The organism is uncultured Maricaulis sp. (assembly GCF_963976135.1).
Taxonomy (GTDB): Bacteria; Pseudomonadota; Alphaproteobacteria; order Caulobacterales; family Maricaulaceae; genus Maricaulis.
In genome coordinates, this window is the sequence record NZ_CAXBKN010000001.1 from 40,468 (window position 1) to 63,647 (window position 23,180).

General features: G+C 63.0%; 17 protein-coding genes. 11 read left to right on the plus strand and 6 right to left on the minus strand.

The window, feature by feature from the left end:
* The gene (locus AAC023_RS00165) at positions 1 to 1,128 is read right to left on the minus strand and encodes an N-acetylmuramoyl-L-alanine amidase (RefSeq protein ID WP_339736885.1); all 1,128 of its coding nucleotides are present in this window, start codon (positions 1,126 to 1,128) and stop codon (positions 1 to 3) included.
* A 570-nt stretch (positions 1,129 to 1,698) separates the two neighbouring features.
* Between AAC023_RS00165 and AAC023_RS00170 the strand changes: the two genes are divergently transcribed.
* From AAC023_RS00170 to AAC023_RS00190, 5 genes are all read left to right on the plus strand, one after another.
* Positions 1,699 to 4,461, plus strand: coding sequence for an Rne/Rng family ribonuclease (locus tag AAC023_RS00170; RefSeq protein ID WP_339736887.1), 2,763 nt, complete (start codon positions 1,699 to 1,701; stop codon positions 4,459 to 4,461).
* Positions 4,462 to 4,575: 114 nt separating this feature from the next.
* Positions 4,576 to 5,937 carry a M48 family metalloprotease gene (locus AAC023_RS00175; RefSeq protein WP_339736889.1) on the plus strand — a complete coding sequence of 454 codons (1,362 nt, stop codon included), beginning with the start codon at positions 4,576 to 4,578 and terminating at the stop codon, positions 5,935 to 5,937.
* Positions 5,938 to 5,940: 3 nt separating this feature from the next.
* A complete protein-coding gene (locus AAC023_RS00180) occupies positions 5,941 to 7,122 on the plus strand; it encodes a GNAT family N-acetyltransferase (protein ID WP_339736891.1) in 1,182 nt (393 codons plus the stop codon).
* Positions 7,122 to 7,637 carry a hypothetical protein gene (locus AAC023_RS00185; protein ID WP_339736892.1) on the plus strand — a complete coding sequence of 172 codons (516 nt, stop codon included), beginning with the start codon at positions 7,122 to 7,124 and terminating at the stop codon, positions 7,635 to 7,637. Before AAC023_RS00180 ends, AAC023_RS00185 begins: the two co-directional genes overlap by 1 nt.
* A gap of 126 nt (positions 7,638 to 7,763) precedes the next feature.
* Complete coding sequence (locus AAC023_RS00190) at positions 7,764 to 8,195, plus strand: HIT family protein (protein ID WP_339736893.1); 432 nt, start codon at positions 7,764 to 7,766, stop codon at positions 8,193 to 8,195.
* Here the strand turns inward: AAC023_RS00190 and recQ are convergent.
* A complete protein-coding gene (gene recQ, locus AAC023_RS00195) occupies positions 8,192 to 10,000 on the minus strand; it encodes a DNA helicase RecQ (protein ID WP_339736895.1) in 1,809 nt (602 codons plus the stop codon). The two genes, AAC023_RS00190 and recQ, sit on opposite strands and share 4 nt — an antisense overlap.
* Positions 10,001 to 10,114: 114 nt before the next feature.
* Positions 10,115 to 10,936 (minus strand): DUF2306 domain-containing protein, encoded by an 822-nt coding sequence (locus AAC023_RS00200; protein WP_339736897.1) that lies wholly within the window; start codon positions 10,934 to 10,936, stop codon positions 10,115 to 10,117.
* 239 nt (positions 10,937 to 11,175) lie between these two features.
* Between AAC023_RS00200 and AAC023_RS00205 the strand changes: the two genes are divergently transcribed.
* Entirely contained in the window at positions 11,176 to 12,240 is a 1,065-nt protein-coding gene (locus tag AAC023_RS00205; RefSeq protein WP_339736899.1) for an AraC family transcriptional regulator, read from the plus strand.
* A gap of 111 nt (positions 12,241 to 12,351) precedes the next feature.
* On the opposite strand, the gene clpA is transcribed toward AAC023_RS00205, so the two are convergent.
* The 3 genes from clpA to phaP form a co-directional block, all read right to left on the minus strand.
* Positions 12,352 to 14,664 (minus strand): ATP-dependent Clp protease ATP-binding subunit ClpA, encoded by a 2,313-nt coding sequence (gene clpA / locus AAC023_RS00210; protein WP_339736901.1) that lies wholly within the window; start codon positions 14,662 to 14,664, stop codon positions 12,352 to 12,354.
* Positions 14,665 to 14,668: 4 nt separating this feature from the next.
* Positions 14,669 to 14,998, minus strand: coding sequence for an ATP-dependent Clp protease adapter ClpS (gene clpS, locus AAC023_RS00215; protein WP_091770902.1), 330 nt, complete (start codon positions 14,996 to 14,998; stop codon positions 14,669 to 14,671).
* Between the two features lie 216 nt (positions 14,999 to 15,214).
* On the minus strand, positions 15,215 to 15,631 hold the full coding sequence (phaP, locus tag AAC023_RS00220; RefSeq protein ID WP_339736904.1) for a TIGR01841 family phasin: 417 nt from the start codon (positions 15,629 to 15,631) through the stop codon (positions 15,215 to 15,217).
* Between phaP and AAC023_RS00225 the strand changes: the two genes are divergently transcribed.
* The 5 genes from AAC023_RS00225 (at position 15,630) to AAC023_RS00245 (ending at position 23,169) form a co-directional block, all read left to right on the plus strand.
* Complete coding sequence (locus AAC023_RS00225) at positions 15,630 to 16,010, plus strand: hypothetical protein (RefSeq protein ID WP_339736906.1); 381 nt, start codon at positions 15,630 to 15,632, stop codon at positions 16,008 to 16,010. The two genes, phaP and AAC023_RS00225, sit on opposite strands and share 2 nt — an antisense overlap.
* Positions 16,011 to 16,158: 148 nt before the next feature.
* Entirely contained in the window at positions 16,159 to 17,415 is a 1,257-nt protein-coding gene (locus AAC023_RS00230; protein ID WP_339736908.1) for a D-alanyl-D-alanine carboxypeptidase, read from the plus strand.
* A 119-nt stretch (positions 17,416 to 17,534) separates the two neighbouring features.
* On the plus strand, positions 17,535 to 20,231 hold the full coding sequence (topA, locus tag AAC023_RS00235) for a type I DNA topoisomerase (RefSeq protein WP_339736909.1): 2,697 nt from the start codon (positions 17,535 to 17,537) through the stop codon (positions 20,229 to 20,231).
* 5 nt (positions 20,232 to 20,236) lie between these two features.
* Complete coding sequence (rnr, locus tag AAC023_RS00240) at positions 20,237 to 22,492, plus strand: ribonuclease R (RefSeq protein ID WP_339736911.1); 2,256 nt, start codon at positions 20,237 to 20,239, stop codon at positions 22,490 to 22,492.
* Positions 22,489 to 23,169 carry an NUDIX hydrolase gene (locus AAC023_RS00245; RefSeq protein ID WP_339736913.1) on the plus strand — a complete coding sequence of 227 codons (681 nt, stop codon included), beginning with the start codon at positions 22,489 to 22,491 and terminating at the stop codon, positions 23,167 to 23,169. The genes rnr and AAC023_RS00245 overlap by 4 nt, the downstream gene beginning before the upstream one ends.
* Positions 23,170 to 23,180: the final 11 nt, after the last annotated feature.

The window sequence follows — 23,180 nt, forward strand, 5'->3', positions numbered from 1 at the left end:
TCAGCGGACGGGCAATTCCCGTGACGGATTTTCCTGCGGCGAACCGATATCGCCGCGCCGGGCAAAATAGGCATCAATCCCGTTCACGACAGCGCCCATCTGGCGGCGGCGCGCGGCCGCCGAGGTCAAGTTAGCCTCGTCATTGCGATTGGTCACGAAACCCATTTCCAGCAGCACGGCCGGCACCCGCGAATCAAGCAGGACGAAGAGGTTCGCCTGACGATGCGGATTTTGCAGCAGGGGCCCTGCCGTTGCGAGATGCTCGAGCAAAACCTCGGCGAAGGCTGTCGACTGATTGCGTTTCTCACGCAGTTCCAGTTCGACGAGAATATTGTTGACGTCGGCCTGGTCGGTCGGCCCGGGACCTTGGTTTGCCCGTTGCCGCGCGCGATTCTCGGCCCGGTCATTCAGCGTATAGACCGCTGTGCCGTGGACGCTGCTATCGGCCGAGGAATCCGCATGGATCGAAAGGAAGAGATCGGCGCGTTGTTCCACCATCACTCCGACCCGGTCTTCCCAGGACGGATAGACATCGCGGTCGCGGGTCATGAAGACTTCATATCGGCCCGTCGCCTCGAGCTGACGCCGCAGTTCGCGTGCGGCTTCCAGTGCCACCTCGCTTTCGCGTGTGCCGCCAGGGCTCATCGATCCGGGATCCCGTCCGCCATGGCCGGCATCGATGACGAGCACACGGCGCGCCCGCGATGGCGGCGGCGTATAGACGGCCTCGACGCGCTCGGCGATCAGGGATTCAATGCCGCCGGTCCGGATAAAACCGGATGTGGCGGCGAAATTGCCGGGATTGGCCGGGGCCAGATCGATGACGAGGCGATAATTCCCCCCGGCATTCGGTGGCTCCAGGACAAATTGCGACGCGATAACCGCCGGGTCGTCCAGTTCGAACACAACCCGCGATGTCGTGGCGGAATTATTGAAGAAGCGAAAATTGCCAACCAGGCCAGCGCCAAGCCCTTCGCCCGCGTCCAGTCCGCGAACAGCCCAGGAGGAGGCCGGCATGTCGACCACCAGCCGGTCGGTCGGGCCATCCAGCGTGAACGCGCGGAAATCCGCCGGGTCTGAAGTCTCGATCACGATCCGCGTCCGGTCATCCTCGATGCCGAAACGCACATCGCGAACCTGCGAATCCGCGAACGCTCCCGCGCTAACGAGCAGGCTTCCGAGAAATGCCCAAATAAGCCGTTGAACTTGCATCACCACACCATCGCACATACCGTGATTCTGTACACGGCTTTTGATGCACCCTAACCGGTGGAGCTTGACGTTTCGTTGATGAAATCATGCAATCGCGCCTTTATTTCCGGACCGCCACAAAGGCTTTCCTTAGCGACCCGAATGTTGCATGTTGAAAAGGCCTTGGCTGATGTTCGACTCCAAACGGAGTTGCGATACTTTGCCAGGCGCGAAGAGGCCGCGTCCGATCCGGACGTGCCGACACGCTCTTCTTTTGCCACGGGACAGATTTCTGGTCCCCCGTGGCCCCGACCGCCGCGCCCTCGCCCGCATGGATTTCCATGGCCCGGGCGCGTTTTTGAAAACAGCCGACACGTGAGGCTAGCCTGATGCTTACATCTTTGCTGCCAGGCCATAGCTCACCCATCGCGCCCCCGCCGCTCCTGATATCTGCGCCCTTCCTTCCGGAAGCCCGCGGTCAGGATGTGCGCGCAGGAGACACCCTTTATGTCAAAGAAAATGCTGATCGATGCAGGTCACCCGGAAGAGACCCGCGTCGTAGTCGTCGACGGAACCAAAGTTGAGGATTTCGACTTTGAATCTGCGGCCCGCCGGCCGATTCGCGGCAATATCTATCTCGCGAAAGTCACGCGGGTAGAGCCATCGCTCCAGGCCGCCTTCGTGGAGTATGGCGGCAATCGCCATGGCTTCCTCGCCTTCAACGAGATCCATCCCGACTATTATCAAATCCCCTATGAGGATCGCGCCGCCCTCGCTGCCGAGGAAGCCAGCGCCGTTGATTCGGATTCCGACGATGAGGCGGAAGCGGCCAGCGAAGCGCCGTCCGTCGAGACCGATGAGTCCGGTGAGCCGATCGAGGCTCCCGAAAGCTTCGGTGATGACAGCGATGATGAAGACGAGATCGCGGAAGAAAAAGCCGCTCGCCGCAGCCGCCAGCTCTACCGCAAATACAAGATCCAGGAAGTCGTCAAACGGCGCCAGATCCTGCTGGTCCAGGTGGCCAAGGAAGAACGCGGAAACAAGGGCGCAGCTCTGACGACCTATCTGTCGCTGGCCGGCCGTTATTGCGTCCTGATGCCAAACACCCCGCGCGGTGGCGGTATTTCGCGCAAGATCGCCAATGTCACCGATCGCAAGCGCCTCAAATCCGTCGTCAGCGAGCTGGACCTGCCCAAGGGCATTGGCCTGATCATCCGCACTGCGGGTGCCTCGCGCACCAAGATCGAGATTCGCCGCGACGCCGATTATCTGCTGCGCCTGTGGGAGAATATCCGCGAGCTGACGCTGAAATCCGTCGCTCCGGCGCTGATCTATGAGGAAGGCAATCTCGTCAAGCGCGCGATTCGCGACCTCTATGACAAGGATATCGACGGCGTGCTGGTCGAGGGCGAGGCAGCCTATAAGGAAGCCAAGGCCTTCATGCGCATGCTGATGCCGAGCCATGCCAAGAAGGTTCAGCACTATAACGAGATCGTGCCGCTCTTCCTGCAGCACCAGGTCGAGACCCAGCTCGAGGCGATCTATTCCCCGATCGCACCGCTGAAGTCCGGTGGCTATATCGTCATCAACCCGACCGAAGCGCTGGTCTCGATCGACGTCAATTCCGGTCGCTCGACCCGCGAACGCAATATCGAAACCACCGCCGTCAAGACGAATATCGAAGCCGCCCATGAAGCGGCGCGCCAGATGCGTCTGCGCGACCTGGCCGGCCTGATCGTGATCGACTTCATCGATATGGATGAATCGAAGAATGTCCGGGCTGTTGAAAAGGTGATGAAGGACGCGCTGAAACGCGACCGGGCCCGCCTGCAAATGGGCCGCATTTCCCAGTTCGGGCTGATGGAGATTTCCCGTCAACGCCGACGCACCAGCCTGATCGAAGGCTCCACCGAGCCCTGCCCGCACTGTAAGGGAAGCGGTTATATCCGCTCGGTCGAATCGAGCGCGCTGGTTGCCCTGCGCGGCCTTGAAAAAGAAGGCATGCGCGGGCGCGCCAAGCGGGTCCGTATCTCGCTGCCGACCTCAATCGCCATTTATATGCTCAACGAGAAGCGCGAACACCTTCTGGCGATCGAAGAGCGCTTCCAGATGAATATTTCGGTCGCATCCGATGACGCGATCATCGCGCCGGAATTCGTCATCGAAGCCATCGAGCTGCGGGCACCGGGCGAGGAATTCGTCATTCCACGCCAGACCGTCATCGCTGACGCCGCCGATATCGCCGACGAACTCGTCATGGACGAGGAAGACAGCGAGCCGGAAAGCACTGAAAGCGAAAGTCAGGAACGGGGCCGCTCACGCTCCCGCAACAATCGCGACGCCGCCTCGGGCCCGAGCCCGGATGCTGCCGATGGCGAAACCGCCGAGGATGGCACACGCCGCCGCCGACGCCGGCGCCGGCGCAAGGGATCTTCCGAGGAGGGCTCTGCAGAACTCGCGGCCACGAACGATACGGCTGATACCGGCGCGAGCGAAGCCACCGAAGATGAAGACGGACCGGAAAATGGCGAACCCGCTCCGGGTGCCACTGCCGCCGAGGATGGCGATTCACCACGCCGCCGCCGCCGCCGCGGTCGCCGGGGTGGACGCTCGCGCCGTCGCACCGAAGGTCAGAGCGCCGAAGGTCAGACCAATGACCAACCGGGCGAGGACGCGTCATCCCAGGAGGTCGGTGATGCCGGACCGGTCACCGCTGGCGCTGATGACCTTGCTCCCGTAGCGGTCGCTCCGGACGCCGCTGGCGCCGAGAAACCTGTGCGTAAGCGCGCGCCTCGCCGCCGCAAGACGGCGGACACCGACACAGCGACGGCCAGCGGCGATGTGCCTGATTCGGCTCCCGCTGAGGCTCTTGCCGCGCCAGCCGATGTGGCTGCGGCCACGGATGAAGCGCCCAAGCGCCGCACCCGCCGCCCACGCAAGACCGCCGAGACCGCGGCGCCCGAGGCTGATGCCGCGGCCACTCCCGTTGAAGCCGAGAAGCCGAAACCCCGCACCCGCCGCAAAAAGGCCGAAGTCGCACCCGAGACTGCAGTTGAGGCGCCCGCCGCCGAAGCGGCAGCTGCAGCGACGGAAAAGCCGGCGCCAAAGCGTAAACGTGCCACGGCTGCAAAGCCTGCAGCAGCCCCGGTCGCCGAGGCCGCCGCCGAACCGGCAGCGGACACAGCAGCCGAAACGGCCGATGCCCAGCCCCAGCCCGCCAAACCCGTCAAGCGCGGCTGGTGGAACCGGACCGGGTTGTTCGGCAAGTAATACGGCCAGCGGGCCGGGCTCCGTTGAGCGCCCGGCCCGCCGGTCATATCATTGAAGTCTGTCCCGCAAGGGTTCAGGGCTTTTCCGAAGCGGGGGCTTGGGAGTGGAAGCTGAATGCGACCTCTGAAAACCATCGTTACGGCCTGCCTCGCATCGGTCGCCCTGATTGCTCCGGTCGCGGCCCAGTCGCTGATCCGCGATACCGAGATCGAGCACATGCTGCGCGACTATGCCGACCCGCTGCTCGACGCGGCCGGTCTGACATCTTCGAATGTCGATCTCTACATCATCGCGGACCCGTCGATTAATGCCTTTGTGACCGGTGGCCAGAATATTTTTCTCCACACCGGCATCATCATCGAAGCTGAAACCCCCAATCAGCTCAAAGGCGTGATCGCCCACGAAACCGGCCATATCGCAGGTGCCCACCTGGCAAGGGTCGGTGACGGGGTTGGCGCGGCACAAGTGCCGATGTTCATCTCGCTCGGACTTGGCCTGCTCGCCGCCTTTGCGGGCGAAGGCGGTGCCGCGGGTGCCCTGATGGCGTCCAGCCAGCAATTCGGCGCCCTCTCATTCATGACTTATAGCCGCGCCCAGGAAGCCTCGGCCGACCAGGCTGCGCTGCAGTATCTGGAAGCCAGCGGGCAGTCCTCGGAAGGTCTGGTCGAGTTCTTCGAGCGCTTCCGCTACCAGGAAGTGATGTCGAATGCGCGGCGCTTCCCCTATTTCCGCTCCCACCCGCTTTCCTCCGAACGCATTTCCATCCTGCGCAATAATGCCGATGCCGCGGCGCACGCGAATGTCGATGACACACCCGAGGAGATCGCCGAGCTGCGACGCTTGCAGGGCAAGATTTACGGCTTCCTGACCGAGCCGGAATTCGTGCTTTACCGTTATCCGCGGACCGATCAGAGCCTGCCGGCACGCTATGCCCGGGCCGTCGCCTATTTCCGGGTAGCGCGGCTGGACGAGGCGCGCGTGGAAATCGGGAGCCTGATTGCCGAGGAGCCGGACAACCCCTATTTCCAGGAACTCTACGGGCAGATGTTGTTCGAGACCGGTCATATCCGGGAGTCGATCCCCTACCATGCCCGTTCGGTCGAGCTGGAGCCGACGGCACCGCTGCTGAGGCTGAATCTGGCGATTTCAATGATCGCCGCCGACGATGACAGCCTCCTCGATGAGGCCGAAGGCCACCTTCAGGTCGCCCTCGATATCGAGCCGGACAATGCCTTTGCCTGGTATCAGCTCTCAATCGTGCATGAACGCAAAGGCGATACGGCGCTGGCCCAGCTGGCCGTGGCCGAACAGGCTTTCGCGACCGGTGATGCCGATCGGGCGATGATGTTCGCCGGACGGGCGCGTACCGCGCTGGACCAGGGCACGCCGGCCTGGATGCGGGCCACCGAGATCGAAACGATCAGCGCCCCGCTCGCCGCCGATCAACGCCGCCAGCGGCGCGTCAATCTGCGCTGAGCAATGGATACAAATGGACAGGCCGACGCGGCGCAGACACCATCATCGCTGACCCTGGCGGCTGTCGAAAGCCTGACCGACATCGCGCCGGAAGCCTGGGATGGCATCGCCAATCCTGACGGCGCGGAATATGATCCCTTCCTGAGCTGGGACTTCCTCCAGGCGCTTGAGGAAAGCGGCTGTGTCGGCGGTGATAGCGGCTGGGCGCCGCACCATCTCCTGGCCCGCGATGCGACCGGGGCGCTCAAGGGTGCCCTGCCCCTCTACCTCAAATTCCACAGCCAGGGCGAATATGTCTTCGACCATGGCTGGGCGGAGAGTTTCGAGCGGGCTGGCGGGCGCTATTACCCCAAACTCCTGACCGCCATTCCCTTCTCTCCCGTGACCGGGCGTCGGATCCTGGCGACAGACCGCGCGGTTCGCCACGCACTTGTGAACGGCATGACCGAAGCCGTGCGCCAATGGGGCGTGTCGAGCTGGCATGTCAATTTTCCCACGCCCGCAGACTGGTCCGAGCTGGGCGAGGCCGGCCTGCTGCAACGCATCGACCGGCAATTCATCTGGTCCAATCGCGGTTATGCCAGTTATGACGATTTTCTGGGCGCGCTTTCATCGCGCAAACGCAAGGCGCTGCGCAAGGAGCGCGCCTCGGCCCAGGCCGGGCTTGAGATCGAACACCTCACGGGTGCCGATCTGAGGTCGGAGCATTGGGACGTCTTCTTCGCCTGTTACCAGGACACCGGCGCGCGCAAATGGGGCCGCCCCTATCTCAATCGCGAGTTTTTTGAGCTGATCCACCAGCGCATGGCCGACCGGGTCCTGCTGGTGCTGGCCAGGAAGGACGGGCGCCACATCGCTGCCGCGCTCAATTTCATCGGCTCCAATGCCCTCTATGGCCGCTATTGGGGCCTGCTGGAGGAGCACCCTCACCTGCATTTCGAGCTCTGCTACCATCAGGCGATCGAGGTCGCGATCCGGCTCGGGCTCGACCGTGTCGAAGCCGGTGCCCAGGGCGAGCACAAGCTGGCACGCGGCTATCGCCCGCAACCGGTCTATTCGGCCCACTGGATCGCCCATGAGGGTTTTCGCGCCGCCGTCGCCGATTATCTGGAGCGCGAGCGCCCGGCGATGCTGGCCGATATCGCCTTGCTGGATGAAGAGAGCCCGTTTAAAGCTCTGGATTGATGAAGCAAATCCCTGCCCCTCAGCTCTCACCCTGGTATAGCCATGCCCGCGTCGCGGTCACGGCACTCGAGGCGGCAGGCATTCCGGCGGCACTCGCCGACATTCATATGCACCATGCCTATCCGAGCCTCGAATTCGGAGCCTGCCGCACCCGCATTCTGATACCGCCCGCCTGCCAGGCCGAAGCCATCGAAATCATGGAGCGGGCCCGCGCCAGCGTATATCCGCCGCTCTACCCCTGTCCGGTCTGTGCCGGCGAGACGCGGCAGCGCAAACGGATTCTGGCGATGATCATCATGATCTTGCTGGGTTGCTTTATTCCTTTGAAAAGCGACAAGCGGCGCTGCGGCGCCTGCCAAATCAATCTCGATGCGCCGGCCATCACCCCCTTCACTGTGGAAGAACTCGGCGAAGAGCCAATCGCGGATGCAGGGCCAGGCGCGGACTGGATGAGGCGTCTGGTCGCCGGGGTGCGGGCGCTTTTCCGCCGGCGGCGTTACTGGGATACCGAGTAATCCTGGTCGAGATCGGGCCGCGAGATTCTCGCTGGCGCCGAACAGCGATCTCACCGCCACAGGCTGCAGAGGCTGGTCTTCGAGTGCCGCCTCCACTAGTTTCAATATTCAAGCAGGAGACACGCCATGAGCCTGAACGGCAGCTATGACCCGGACAATATCTTCGCCAAGATCCTGCGCGGCGAGCTGCCCTGCGTGAAAGTCTATGAAGACGAGGCCGTGCTCTCCTTCATGGATATTTTCCCGCAGGCGCCCGGCCATGTGCTCGTCGTACCCAAGGAAGCGGCGCGCAACGCGCTGGAGCTGTCGGATGACGCCCTCGCGGCAGCCATGTTGCGGGTCAAGAAGATCGGCAATGCGGTCAAGGCGGCGCTGGCGCCGGACGGGATCATGATTGCCCAGCTCAATGGCGCCCCGGCCGGCCAGACGGTGTTTCATGTCCATTTTCACATCATTCCGCGCAGCGATGGCGCCCAGATGGCGATGCATGCCGGCGGCAAGGCCGATATGGCCGAGCTGGAAGCGCAGGCCAGGAAGATCGCCTCGTTTCTGGACTAGGCCCCGGCCTGCTCTTGGATTACCGCCAGGAAAGCCTCACCGAGATCGGCGAGCTTTTTCGGGCCGACACCATTGACCGCGGCCATCTGTTCCAGATTGTCCGGCCGCAGATGGCACATGTCGATCAGGGTCGCATCGGAGAAGATCACATAGGCCGGGACATTGCGCTCGGCGGCGAGATCGCGGCGCAAAGCCTTGAGTGCGGCGAGCAATCCGGCATCGACATCGGCCTCGGCGGCCTTGCTGACGGCGCTGCGGCGCGGCTTCTTCTCGCCCTTGGCCGGGACGATTTCACGTAGTTCGAAAGTCTCGCGCCCCTTGAGTACGGCCTCACCACGCGCGGTGAGTTTGAGACCGCCATATTGATCGATATCGACCACGAGATAGCCGCCCGCCACGGCCTGGCGGACCAGACCCTGCCAGAAGGGTTTGGGCTTGTCCTTGCCAACGCCCCAGGTCGGCAAGGCGTCATGGCCGCGCGCGCGGATCTTGTCGGTATCACCACCCCTGAGCACATCAATGATGTGGCCGGCACCAAAGGCCTGACCGGTGCGCACGATCGCCGAGAACAGCATTTGCGCCTCGCGCGTGCCGTCAAGCAGGACCGGCGGGTCGAGGCAGATATCGCAATTGCCGCACGGTTTTGAGCCCGGCTCGCCGAAATAGGACAAGAGCGTGATGCGCCGGCACTGGGTCGCCTCGCAATAGGATAATAGCGCATCGAGGCGCTGGTGTTCGCGCCGCTTGTGCGCATCATCTTCGCCATCATTGTCGATGAAACGCCGGCGCAGGCTGGCATCGCCGAGACCGTAGAGCATCATCGCATCGGCTGGCGCACCATCGCGGCCGGCACGGCCGATCTCCTGGTAATAGGCCTCCATCGAGCCTGGCATGTTGAGATGGAAGACATAGCGGATATCCGGCTTGTCGATACCCATCCCGAAAGCGATCGTCGCCACCATGATCACGGCCTCCTCGGCCATGAAGATTTCCTGGTTTTCGCGCCGCTGCTCCGGCGACATCCCCGCATGATAGGACAGGGCGCGATAGCCCTCCCCCTTCAGCATCGCGGCGACCTCTTCGGTCAGCTTGCGCGACAGGCAGTAGACGATGCCCGACTGTGTCCGGCGCTCGGTGAGAAAACCGAGCAATTGCGGCTTCCACTGGGCCTTGGGCAAGACCGCGAGATTGAGATTGGGGCGGTCAAAGCCGCGCACCACCGTATCGCCCTCACCGCCAAACAGTTTCTCGGCGATATCGGTGCGCGTGGCGCTGTCAGCGGTGGCGGTGAAAGCGGCCAGGGTCGCGTTCGGGAAATGATGTTTGAGCTGGGAGAGTTGCTCGTATTCCGGCCGAAAGCTCGCACCCCATTTGGAAATACAATGCGCCTCATCGACCACGAACAGACCCGGATCCACCGGTTTGAGCGCCTCGAGCATGCGCCCGGTCATCAGCCGCTCCGGCGAGAGGTAAAGCAGTTTTGCCTCGCCCGACTGGAAGGTCCGCCAGGCAGCGACATTCTGTTCGCGATCACGCCCGGAATGGATTGCTGCCGCCATCACACCATTGGCCGCCAGCCCGGCAATCTGGTCATCCATCAAGGCCACAAGCGGCGAGACAATGATTGACGGCCGCTCCAGCATCAAGGCCGGCACCTGGTAGCACAGCGATTTACCGGCCCCGGTCGGCATCACACACAGCGTATGCGTCCCCGCCAGCAGGCGCTCGACGATGGGCAGCTGGCCGGGCCGGAATTCGGGGAAGCCGAAAACGGATTTGAGGATGGATTGAGGGGATGAGGTCATGGGACACGCGAGGCAGAGGTGCGAGGTCAGTCTGGCACCCCTCCCCGACTAGCACGCGTGACCATGATCAAACAGGGCCGCCGCGCCATTGTGCACAGACGCCGTCCTCCGGCCCTATAAATGCGGACTCCACATGAACATCCAGGCGCCGAAAATCCCGACCGCCGTGACCAGCGTCAGCAGCAGAACCAGGCCCGCCACAGCCAGTTTGGGGGCCGCCGATTGCGCGCGCCCGGCCCGGAAATACAGTTCCAGCACGGCCAGGGGCAGGAGATAGCAGGCGAAGGCCAGCGTCAGATCGAAGGGGCCATCGAGTTGCCGGGTCGATCCGACCGGGCCCTGCATGATGATGATCCAGGCCATGAAGCCGATGCGGAAGAACCAGACGCCATTGACCAGAATGAAGAGCCGCATCGCCCAGCGCCGGTGCTGGTCAATCCGGCGCTTCATCGCCAGGCGCAGGGCGATCGGCGCGGCGATCAGGATCAGGATGCCGTTGAGGCTCACGCCGAGCGCCCCGAGATCACTCAGCCGGGCCTCGCGCAACCAGGTCATCCACAGACCGCCAACCGCCAGGACAACGGCGATAACCACAAAGATACGACCATTCCAGCGATGCAGGGCCGGCAAACGCTTTCGCAGCACCGGAACCAACTGCAGCGTCCCGCCCATGGTGATGACCGCCGCCAGCAGGACATGGACGCCAAACATCAGATTGCCGAACCAGTCGCCATCCACATAACCGACCATCAGGCCGGTCTCGTTCCAGTCCTGGGGATTACCAGCGGCGGTGGTGACGCCATAAACATTGAGAATATACCAGACGAAGGTCCATTGACCGGCCGCAGCGACCAGGAACCAGGCCAGGCCCGCTCCCCTGAGCAGCCCGCCGGCATCGAAGCGCGTGCGAGATGGTGTTTGCAAAATATCACTCATGATTGACCCATTTTTCAACGAGACTGGCTCCAGCCTCATTTATCCATTGTCCGGCAAGACCGGCCTCAGCCTCGCCCATCGCCCCCTGGCATGGATGAAATGCGTCGCCGGGCACCCCGAGGTCTTGCCGATTTGGAAATCGGCGACAGTTTTTCGGCTGCCGGCTGCAATCCGGTGCGGGGTTGCAATCGCGTCCCACTCCAAGCCAGTATGGACGCTTGAGCGCAGGGGATTTGCCGATGGACGTCGCACTGATCACCACCACAGTCCGGCTCGTCGTGGCTGCCTCGGCGGCGATCGCGCTGATCGTCACCCTGACCCGGCCGAACAAACGCGCCCTGCACATCTACTGGGCGGTGTTCTGCGGCGCGATTTCCCTGACCATGCTGCGCTATGCGCTGCCGATCTCGCCTGAATGGCTCTCAAACCTGATGCGAATCGCATCGGGGGCGACGTGCGGCGGTTTCTGGCTGGTTGCGCGCTGCCTCTTCAGGCCCGGCAATCCGATCAAGCTGCACCACCTCCTCCTGGTCGCCGCGGTGATGACCGGGATTGCCGTCGACATTACCCTGCCCGCCCTGATCGACCCGGACGGGTTGGCGGGCCTGCATACGGGGATCTGGCAATTTGTCACGCTGGTCAGCTCCACCGTCATGGTGCTGTCCTTCTGGGAAGGCATCCAGGGCTGGCCGGACCGCAGCCATCGCAACGAAATCCAGCTGCGATATCTCTATCTGGCGATCATCGGCCTGTGCGTCACCGCCTGCACGGTCTATCCCGAACCCGATGCCGCCGCGGCAGCAGCGGCCCGCCTGCTCGAAGCCTGCAGCGCCCTGGCGGTCCTGGCGGTCGCCTCGGTGGCTGTCGCCTTCCGGCTGCGCTACCCGCTCCTGCCGGCGACCGCCGAAAAGCCCGCCGCCACGGCAGAGGAACATGCCCTTGCCGCCCGGCTGGAGCGGTTGATGCGCGATGAAACACCCTATCTGGAGCCCGAACTGAAGGTCGCCGACCTCGCACGCAGCCTGCAAACCCCTGACTACAAGGTGACGCGCGCGATTACGGCCGGCTTGCAGCAACCCAATTTCAATCGCTACGTCAACGCATTGAGAGTCGAACATGCCAAGGCCCTGCTGCGCGATCCGCGCGAGGCCAGCCGATCCATCCTGCTGATTGCCCTGGATAGTGGATTCGCCTCGCTCGGCCCGTTCAACCGGGCCTTCAAGGCCGATACGGGCATGACGCCGCGTGCCTGGCGAGCCGATGGTGTGGCCAGCACCTCGCAACCAAAACCGGCACCGGCCTGAGGCCTGCGCGCCGGAAGCTGCCGGCGGCGCACCCCAACATTCACCCCCACACGAAAAACGGCGCCCCGTCGGAGCGCCGTTTTCTGTTCTTCAGAGCGTGAAGACTGAGGTCTAGACCGCTTCCTTCTTGCCCTTCTTGCCGGCTTTCGCATTGCGCGGCAGCAGGCGGTCACCCGGGGTGATGTGGAAGTCGAGACGGCTATCATCGGCCGGATCGATATCGACCTTGACCAGGCCGCCCTTGGCGAGTTCGCCGAACAGGATCTCGTCGGCCAGGGGCTTCTTGATATGCTCCTGGATGACGCGGCCAAGCGGACGGGCACCGAAGCGGCTGTCATAGCCGCGCTCGGCAAGCCAGGCGGTGGCGTCCGGGGTCAGTTCGAAGGTCACGCCGCGATCGGTGAGCTGGGCTTCCAGTTGCAGCACGAATTTCTCGACGACACGGCTGATCGATTCCGGCCCGAGCGGTGCGAAGGGAATGACCGCATCCAGGCGGTTGCGGAATTCCGGCGTGAACAGACGTTCGACGGCCTTGTCGGCCTCGTCATCCTTCTTGCCACGCCCGAAGCCGATGGCTTCCTTGGCAGCATCAGCGGCGCCCGCATTGGTCGTCATCACCAGGATGACATTGCGGAAATCGACCTTCTTGCCATTACTGTCAGTCAGCGTGCCGTTGTCCATGACCTGCAACAAGATATTGAACAAGTCAGGGTGCGCCTTCTCGATTTCGTCGAGCAGCAGGACGCAATGGGGATGCTGGTCGACGCCGTCTGTGAGCATGCCGCCCTGGTCGAAGCCGACATAACCCGGAGGCGCACCAATCAGGCGTGAGACAGCATGGCGTTCCATGTATTCGGACATGTCAAAGCGCAGAAGTTCAACGCCGAGAATATCGGCCAGCTGTTTGGTCACTTCGGTCTTGCCGACGCCGGTCGGTCCGGAGAAGAGATAGCTGCCGATCGGCTTGTTGGGCTCGCGCAGGCCGGCACGGGAGAGCTTGATCGCCGTCGAGAGACGGTCAATCGCATCCTGCTGGCCGAACACGACCCGGCCCAGATCGACGGGCAGGTTCTTGAGTACCTGGGTGTCGTCCTTGGAGACGGACTTCGGGGGAATGCGGGCCATGGTCGCAACCACGCCTTCGACTTCCTTGACGCCGATCGTCTTCTTGCGCTTCGACGCTGGCATCAGACGCATTTGCGCCCCGGCCTCATCGATCACGTCGATCGCCTTGTCGGGCAATTTGCGGTCGCCCATATAGCGCGAGGAGAGCTCGACAGCGGTCTTCAACGCTTCATTGGTGAAGCGCACATCATGGAAGTCCTCGAAATAGGATTTCAGCCCCTGCAGGATTTTGATCGTATCCGGCACGGATGGCTCGGCGACGTCAATCTTCTGGAAGCGACGGGCCAGGGCCCGATCCTTCTCGAAATGCTGACGGTATTCCTTATAGGTGGTTGAACCCATGCAGCGCAGACCGCCCTGCAAGGCGGGCTTGAGCAGGTTTGATGCATCCATGGCGCCGCCCGAGGTCGCTCCTGCACCGATTACGGTGTGGATCTCGTCGATAAAGAGTACCGAATCCTCGGTCTCCTCCAATTCCTTGACGACCTGCTTGATGCGTTCCTCGAAATCACCGCGATAGCGGGTGCCCGCCAGGAGTGCGCCCATGTCGAGGGAATAGATAGTCGCATTGGCCAGCACGTCGGGAACTTCATTCTCGACGATCTTGCGGGCTATACCTTCCGCGATGGCGGTCTTGCCCACGCCGGGGTCGCCGACGAGAAGCGGATTATTCTTGCGGCGCCGAGCCAGCACCTGGATACAGCGCTCGACTTCGGCATCACGGCCGATCAACGGGTCGACCTTGCCGGCTTTCGCCTTCTCATTGAGATTGACGCAATAGGCGGTCAGCGCATCGCCATCCTTGCGCTTTTCCTCGGGTTCCTCGATGCCGCGCACGACTTTCTGCTCGGCGGCACCGGGCTTGCGGCCGATACCGTGAGAAATGAAATTCACCGCGTCGTAGCGCGTCATATCGCGCTCGGCGAGAAAATAGGCGGCGTGGCTTTCACGCTCGGCGAACAGCGCGACCAGGACATTCGCCCCGGTGACTTCCTCTCGCCCGGCGTTTTGGACATGGATCACGGCGCGCTGGATGACGCGTTGGAAGCCAGCCGTCGGCTTGGCATCTTCCTCGTCATCAACGACCAGTTCGGAGAGCTCATTATCGACGTATTCCACCAGGGTGGCGCGCAACTCGTCGAGATCGACGTCGCAAGCCTTCATCACCGCATTGGCATCGCCATCATCCACGAGCGAGAGCAATAAATGCTCCAGCGTCGCAAATTCATGACCACGCTCATTGGCATAACCCAAAGCACGGTGAAGGCTGTCTTCCAGATCGGCTGAGAAAGAGGGCACCACTCTATTCCTTTTCCATCGTGCACTGGAGCGGATGTTGAGCCCGTCGTGCGGCGTCCATAACCTGGGCTACCTTTGTTTCGGCAACCTCATATGTGTACACGCCGCACATTCCGACACCGTTCTGGTGGACATGCAGCATGATCGTCGCTGCATCCTCGGGGGATTTGCGAAAGATCCGAACCAGGACCTCCACAACAAATTCCATGGGCGTATAGTCATCATTGAGTAGCAGAACACGGTAAAGCGAAGGTTTCTTGGTCGCTGGCCGCGTCTTCAGAGCGAGGCCATGCTCCTCCTCATTCCCTGCATCATCTTGTTTTCGTTCGGTCATATTAAAATCAGATTCGAAAGACAGTCAGGGTGATTTCAGGTCAAGGATAGGCGGCGTCGGCCCCTTAGGAAAGGGTTTGCCACCAGCAATCCGGGTTTTGGCGTGCTTGCGATTCTCGGTTCGACCTGATGAATCTGGGGATGCGAACCCCAAAAAGAAAGGGCCCGGTGCAGAACACCGGGCCCAGGCGGGGAGAAAATTGTCAGTCTGCGGCGTTTAGCGCTGCGACTGAGCCAGCTCGGCAACGGCGGCGAAGCGGGTGTTCAAAGGCTTCGCGCCATCCTTGACCAGGCCGGAAAAGAGTTCGGTGGTCTTGTTGAGCTCGGCAAGATAGCTGCCCATCGCCGACTTGGCGTAGTTGGACTGGATCTCGAAGATTTCCTGCATCGACTTGGCGGAAGACAGGGCCTTCGTGGCGGCAACGCCCTCTTCCATCGCCGTTTTGGCGTAGGCAGCGGCATTGGTGCCGACCGTCTCAAGACCCTTGCCGGTCACAGTGGCGGACTCGATGACAGCTTCGACCGTGTCTTTGTGGAAGGCCGAGGCTTCATTGACGGCGCTCAGCGTCTTCTCGAAACCTTCCTTGAAGGTCTCATTGGTCGCGGCGGTCATGGATTCGATGGAATTATTCATGAGTTTGCTCGTTTTTGTCTGGGCCTTCACAGCGGGCTTGCTGGTGGCCGGTTTCTGTTTGGTCGACGCAGCGGGCTTGCTGGCGGCCAGTTTTGGCTTTTTCGCCGCAGCAGGCTTGCTGGCGGCGTTTTTCTTTTTTGCGGCCTGCGCCGTGGCAGCAGGCTTGGTGCGCGCCGCTGGCTTGGCAGCCAGGGGCTTCGCGGAAGCCGCAGATTTCTCGACAACAGCCGGCTGCGCGGCTTTCGGCGCGGCTGCAACAACAACCGGTGCTTTCGCGTCAGCAGCGATTGCAGGGGCTTCATCGGATTTGATGCGTGTGTCGGTCATGGTTCACTTCTTGAATTGCTGCATTGGCTCTTCGCAGTCGCAACATATCTAACCCCGGACCTGCCCGGCGTCAAGCGAATTATTGTGCAGTGCACCATTTTCGTTTTTGCCATGCCTGGCAGCCCTTAACCGAGTGGAAACTCTGTGCGGACGAGACTGCCCGAATGACCTCGCACGCCCCCCGACTTGCCGCAGCCCTCATGCTCGCGCTGACCCTGCTGGCCCCGCTCTCGCCGGCCCGCGCCGACACGTCGCGCTATGCCGCCTTTGTTGTCGATCAGACGACAGGGGTGGTGCTGCACTCGCGCCAGTCGGAAGCGACACGTCATCCCGCCTCGCTGACCAAGATGATGACGCTCTATATGCTGTTTCAGGCGATGGAGGCCGGTGAAATCGGGCTTGGCGACCCGATCCGGATTTCGGCCGATGCCGCCAATGCGCCGCCCTCGCGGCTCGATCTGCCGATTGGCTCGACGATTTCCACCGAGGAGGCGATCCGGGCGCTGGTCGTTCGCAGCGCCAATGATGTTGCCGTCGCGGTTGGCGAGCGCCTCGGCGGCACCGAAAGCGGCTTTGCCGCGGCCATGACCGCACGGGCACACGAATTGGGCCTGCCCGGCACCACATTCCGCAATGCCTCCGGCCTGCCCGATAGCCGCCAGGTGACAACCGCGCGCGACATGGCGCGGCTCGCCATCGCCCTGCAGCGCGACTTCCCGCAGTATTTCCACTATTTCAATGAGACCCGTTTTGTCTGGGATGGCCGCACCTACCGCAATCACAATACACTGGTCGGCCGCGTTGATGGCGTTGACGGATTAAAGACCGGCTATATCCGCGCCTCCGGTTTCAATGTCGTGGTGTCGGCCGAACGGGGTGAACACCGGTTGATCGCCGTCATTATGGGCGGCCCGACAGCGGCGTCCCGCGATGCCCATGCCGAGGAATTGCTCGACGCCGCATTCTCGACGCTGGAACAGCGCGACGACCGCCTGTTGTTTGCGGCCCTTTCCTCACCGCGCATCAATCCAATCCGCCAGCAGGCACTGATCGCAATGGACGTCGCAGCCCTCGGCCTCGCCGCGCCGTCGGAAATGGGGTCGGCGCAAGCCGCACCGCCACTGCGTATCGTGCTGGCCGATGAGAGTTCCGAACTCGCCGATATCCGCCCGGCCACCACGGACACACAGGTCGAGGCACCGCTGCTGCGCGGTGCCTGGTCAGTGCAGGTTGGGGCCTATAATTCGGCAGAGGCGGCGCGCGAGCGGCTCGATCGCGTAACGCCCGCCTCCCCCTACCTCAGGCTTGCTCAACCGGCAGCGCGGGCTGTCGAAATCGATGGCAATCGCCTGTGGCGGGCGCGCTTCGAATCACTCACGGCCGATGAAGCGGCGCATGCCTGTGCCGAGCTCGGCGCCCGCAATGAGCCCTGCTACACAGTCGCCCCCGGACGATAAACGCGTCGCTGTTTCAGGCCAAAAGCCGCCTGTCGGTTGACTTAGCCTGCCTGCTCGCACACTTTCCGGCGCCCTGACCGCAGCCTGGTCACCCTCATCCCGCCCCGGAAATGAACCCGATGAATGTTGTCGTCGTAGAATCCCCTGCCAAAGCCAAGACCATCAATAAATATCTCGGCCCGGACTTCATCGTGCTGGCCAGTTTCGGCCATGTGCGCGATCTGCCGGCCAAGGATGGCTCGGTCAAACCGGACGAAGATTTCGCGATGATGTGGGAAGTCGACCCGGCCTCGGCCAAGCGCGTCAAGGCGATCGCCGATGCGCTCAAGGACTCTGACCGCCTGATCCTCGCGACTGACCCGGATCGCGAGGGTGAAGCGATTTCCTGGCATTTGCTCGAGGCGCTGACCAAACGCAAAGTCCTCAAGGACGTCAAGATCGAGCGCGTGGCCTTCAACGCCATCACCAGACAGGCCGTGCTCGACGCGATGGCGCATCCACGCGCCGTCGACATGGAATTGGTCAATGCCTATCTGGCCCGCCGGGCGCTGGATTACCTGGTCGGCTTCACCCTGTCGCCGGTACTTTGGCGCAAACTGCCCGGCTCACGCTCGGCCGGCCGCGTGCAATCGGTCTGCCTGCGCCTGATCTGCGACCGCGAGCTGGAAATCGAGAAATTCCGCTCCGAGGAATACTGGTCGGTGGATGCCGACATCGCCTCGGGCAGCGACAGCTTCCGCGCCCGCCTCGTCACCCATGACGGCAAGAAGCTGCAGAAGATGTCGCTCAAGGATCGCGCCATGGCCAATGCGGCCGTCGCGGCGATCGAGGCTGGCAGTTTCACCATCAATGCCGTCGAGGCCAAGCCGACCCGGCGCAATCCGCCGCCGCCCTTCACCACCTCGACCCTGCAACAGGAAGCGGCGCGCAAGCTCGGCTTCTCGGCAACGCGGACCATGCAGACGGCGCAGAAACTCTATGAGGGTGTCAATCTCGGCGGCGAGACCACCGGTCTGATCACCTATATGCGGACCGACGGCGTCTCGATGGATGGCAGTGCCATCAACCAGGCCCGCGATGTCATCTCACGCGAACACGGCGCGCTTTACGTGCCCTCGGCGCCGCGCGCCTATTCCACCAAGGCGAAAAACGCCCAGGAAGCGCACGAAGCCATCCGGCCGACCAGTTTCTCGCGCCTGCCGGAATCGCTGAGCCTTGATGGTGATATGGCGCGCCTCTACCAGCTGATCTGGCGCCGCGCCATGGCCAGCCAGATGGAAAGCGCCCGCTTTGAGCGCACCACAGTCGACATTGACAGCGCCGACAAGAAGACCGCCCTGCGCGCCGTCGGCTCTGTTCTCCTGTTCGACGGTTTCCTGGCCCTCTACCAGGAAGGCACGGATGATGAGGAGGACGAGGCCGAAGCCCGTCTGCCAAAGGTCGTCGCCGGCCGCGATGTCGGCATCGCCAAGACCCATGCCGACCAGCACTTCACCCAGCCGCCACCGCGCTTCACCGAAGCCTCGCTGGTCAAGCGCATGGAAGAACTCGGCATTGGCCGGCCGTCGACCTATGCCTCGACGCTGCAAGTCCTGTCGGCGCGCGACTATGTCCGGCTTGAGAAGAACCGTTTCTATCCGGAGGACAAGGGCCGGGTCGTCACCGCCTTCCTCGAGAATTTCTTTGCGCGCTATGTCGAATATGATTTCACCGCGGCGCTCGAAACCCAGCTCGACAAGGTCTCGGCCGGCGAGCTCGACTGGAAGCAATTGCTGCGCGACTTCTGGACTGATTTCCGCGCCGCCATCGACGATATCGGCGAGCTGCGCATCACCGCCGTGCTTGATGCGCTGAACGACGCCCTGGCGCCGCACATCTTCCCGGAAAAGGAAGATGGCAGCGATCCGCGCCTGTGCCCGTCCTGCAAGGAAGGCACGCTGAGCCTGCGGCTCGGCAAGTTCGGCGCTTTCCTGGGCTGTTCGAACCATCCCGACTGCAAGTTCACGCGCCAGATGAGCCCGAATGATGAGGGTGCCGGCGATAGTGATCGCGAGATCACCGTCGATCCGGTCACCGGCTCGATGATCATGCTGAAGAATGGCCGTTTCGGCTGGTATCTCGAAATTCCCGGCGAGGACGAGGACGCCAAGCCCAAGCGCGCCTCCATCCCCAAGGGCTGGGATCCGCACACCCTGAGCGATGAACAGGCGATCAAACTCATCGCCCTGCCGCGCACCATCGGGGCTCACCCGGAAGACGGCGAGCTGATCACCTCGAATATCGGCCGCTATGGCCCCTATGTTCATCATGGCAAGACCTATGCGAACATTCCCAATGTCGAGGATGTGTTCGATATCGGGGTGAACCGGGCTGTCGCCGTACTGGCCGACAAAAAGGCCGGCGGCGGGCGTCAGAACTCCGCCACGACGCTGAAGGATCTCGGCGAACATGATGGCAAGCCCTTGCGGATCATGAGCGGCCGTTTCGGTCCCTATGTGAAGTATGAGAAAATCAATGCCACCCTGCCCAAGGGCACCGATCCGGAGACGGTGACCGTCGAGCAGGCCATGGAATGGGTCGAGGCCCGCGCCGCCAAGGGTGCCAAGCCGAAGAAGAAGCCGGCGGCCAAGAAGCCGGCTGCAAAGAAAAAGGCTCCAGCCAAGAAGAAGGCTCCGGCCAAGGCTGCGGCAGCAGACGCGGACGGCACGGCCAAGAAAGCGCCCGCCAAAAAGCCTGCGGCGAAGAAGGCCCCGGCCAGGAAGCCGGCCGCCAAGAAGCCTGCGGCGAAGACACCAGCTGCCGGAAAGGCGGATTGATCGCGGTGAGCGAACACGAAAAACCCTCCGGCTTCAGCCGGGAAACCCTGATCGAGGCCATCAAGCGCGGGGCCGGCGCTCTCGACAAGCGCGGCCTGGCCCGCGCGCTCGGCCTCAAGACAGGCGAACAGAAGAGCTTGCTCAGACAGGCCCTCGGCGGTCTTGAAGCCGAGGGTGTGATCCGCCGCGACGAACAACGCAATTACGCCCTGGCCGGTGAATTGCCGCCGGTCTGCGTCGTCGAGATTACCGGCCGCGATATCGATGGCGAATTGCTCGCCCAGCCACCCCGCGCCGATGGCGATACCCCGCTGATCCGGCTTGCGCCGGGCGAAGGCGCCGGCGGGCGCGGCGATGCAGCGCTCGGGGTTGGCGACAAGGCGCTGGTGCGCCTGACGCCGGACGATGAGGGCGGCTATGAAGCACGCCTGATCCGCAAGCTGGGACATTCGGTCCAGAAGATCCTCTGCGTCCTGCGCAAGCCCGCCAAGGGCCCCTATCGTTTGATCCCGGTTGATCGCCGCTCGCGGCATGAACTCGTGCCGGCCAAGGGCGAATCCGACAAGGCCAATGATGGCGATCTGGTGGTGTGCGAACTCGCCAAGGAACGCCGCAACGGGCTGAAGACGGCAACGATTCTGGAAGTCCTCGGCGATGTCGATTCGCCCGGTGCCGGCAGCGTCATTGCGCTGCACTCGCATGGCGTCCCGATGGGGTTCGCCGATCTGGAGATGCGCGAAGCGGAAACCATCGCCTCGGCGAAACGGCAAGGTCGCGAAGATCTGCGCGCTTTGCCCCTGCTGACCATCGATCCGGAAGACGCCAAGGACCATGACGACGCCGTCTGGGCCGCTGCTGATACTGATCCAAGGAATGAAGGTGGCTGGATCGTGATGGTCGCGATCGCCGATGTCGCCGCCTATGTCACGCCCGGCAGCGAGCTAGATCGCGGCGCCTTCAAGCGTGGCAATTCGGTCTATCTGCCCGACCGCGTCGTGCCGATGCTGCCCGAACGCCTGTCCAATGATTTGTGCTCCTTGCGCGAGGGCGAGGAACGTCCCTGCCTGGCTGTGCGCATGGTGTTCGACGCCCGCGGCCAGAAGAAGAGCCATAAATTCCTGCGCGGCTGGATGAAGTCGGCTGCCAAGCTCTCCTATAACGACGCCCAGGCGGCGATTGACGGCAAGGGCGACGCCAAGGCGAATGCCCTGCTCGACACAGTCCTGCGGCCGCTCTGGAGCGCCTACGCCGCCCTGTGCATCGCTCGCGCCAGACGCGAACCGCTTGAGATCGACTCGCCCGAACGGCGCGTCCGGGTCGGTGCCGACGGCCAGGTGACGGGGATTGAGCTGCGCGAGCGCTTCGACGCCCACCGCCTGATCGAGGAATGCATGATCCAGGCAAATGTCTGTGCGGCCGAGACCCTCGAGGAGCGACGCGTGCCCCTGATCTACCGGGTGCATGAAGAACCTTCCCGCGAAAAGATCGATGCACTGGCGGACTATCTGCCCAATGTCGGTTTGAAGTGGACGCGCGGCGACAAGATCGCGACCAGCCGCTTCAACCATCTGCTCAAGCAGGCCAAGGGCGGCGAACATTATGAGACCGTCAATGAGGTCGTTCTGCGCAGTCAGTCACAGGCCGTCTATCACACTGTCAATCAGGGCCATTTCGGCCTGCATCTGCAGCGCTATGCCCATTTCACCTCGCCGATCCGACGCTATGCCGACCTCACCGTCCACCGGGCCCTGATCCGCGCCCTCGATCTGGGCAATGACGGCCAGAGCGATGAGGAACGCAGCCGCCTGACCTCGATCGCCGAGGAAATCACCCAGCTGGAACGGCGCGCCATGGCCGCCGAACGCGATGCGGTTGACCGCTTTGTCGCGCTCTATCTGGCCGATCATGTTGGCGGGGAATTCCCCGGCCGCATCACCGGCGTGACACGCTTTGGCGCCTTTGTCCGCCTCGCCGCCACCGGCGCCGACGGGCTGGTGCCGATCAGCCGTCTGGGCGAGGAGCGCTTCGTCCATGATGATCGCGCCCACGCCCTGATCGGCGAACAGACCGGTGGCCGCTACCGGCTCGGCATGTCTGTCACCGTGAAAATCGAGGAAGCCACCCCGATCACCGGGGGCCTCCTGCTGGACATGGTCACCGAGGCCGAACCGGGCCCTCGCCCCAAGCGCGGTACGGGCCGCAGCGCTCCGGCTGGCGGCCGCACCGGCGGTCGGCCCTGGAAAAAGGGAAAACGGCGGTGAGTGACGAGACACGCAAACCCGCGACCAAAGCCCTGCGCCCCCGCCTGGCCGCCTCGCTAATCCTGACCCGCGGCAGCCGCCAGACGACGGAAGTGCTGATGGGGCGCCGCTCGGCACGGCATGTGTTCATGCCAAACAAATACGTATTTCCGGGGGGCCGCGTGGATCGCGCTGATCTCACAGCGCCCCTGGCGAAGGATCTCCCGTCAGACATTCTGACGGTCATGAGCCGGGTTATGCCCGAACGCCGGGCGCGGGCGGCCGCCATCGCCGCTGTGCGCGAAACGGCTGAAGAAACCGGTCTTCTGATCGCACGCGAAGCGGTGATCCGCTCGCGGCACGACAATTGGGCCCCCTTCCGGGCCTCCGGCGTCGCTCCCGATCTGTCAGGCCTGCGCCTGATCACCCGTGCGGTGACGCCACCGGGGCGATCGCGGCGTTTCGACACCTGGTTTTTTACTGCCGATGCCAGCGCCTTGTGCGATGAACGGGCGCCGGAGCCGAGCTCCGAGCTTGAAGATGTACAATGGGTGCCGCTGGACAGGGCCCGCACGCTGGACCTGCCAATGGTGACGCACTTCGTGCTCGACGAGCTCGGCCGTGTCCTGCCGCCATCACCTCAGCCAACCCGCTGGATACGCGACGTACGTGGCAAGATGGCAATCGAGACTCTGTGACCGGCCCAGGT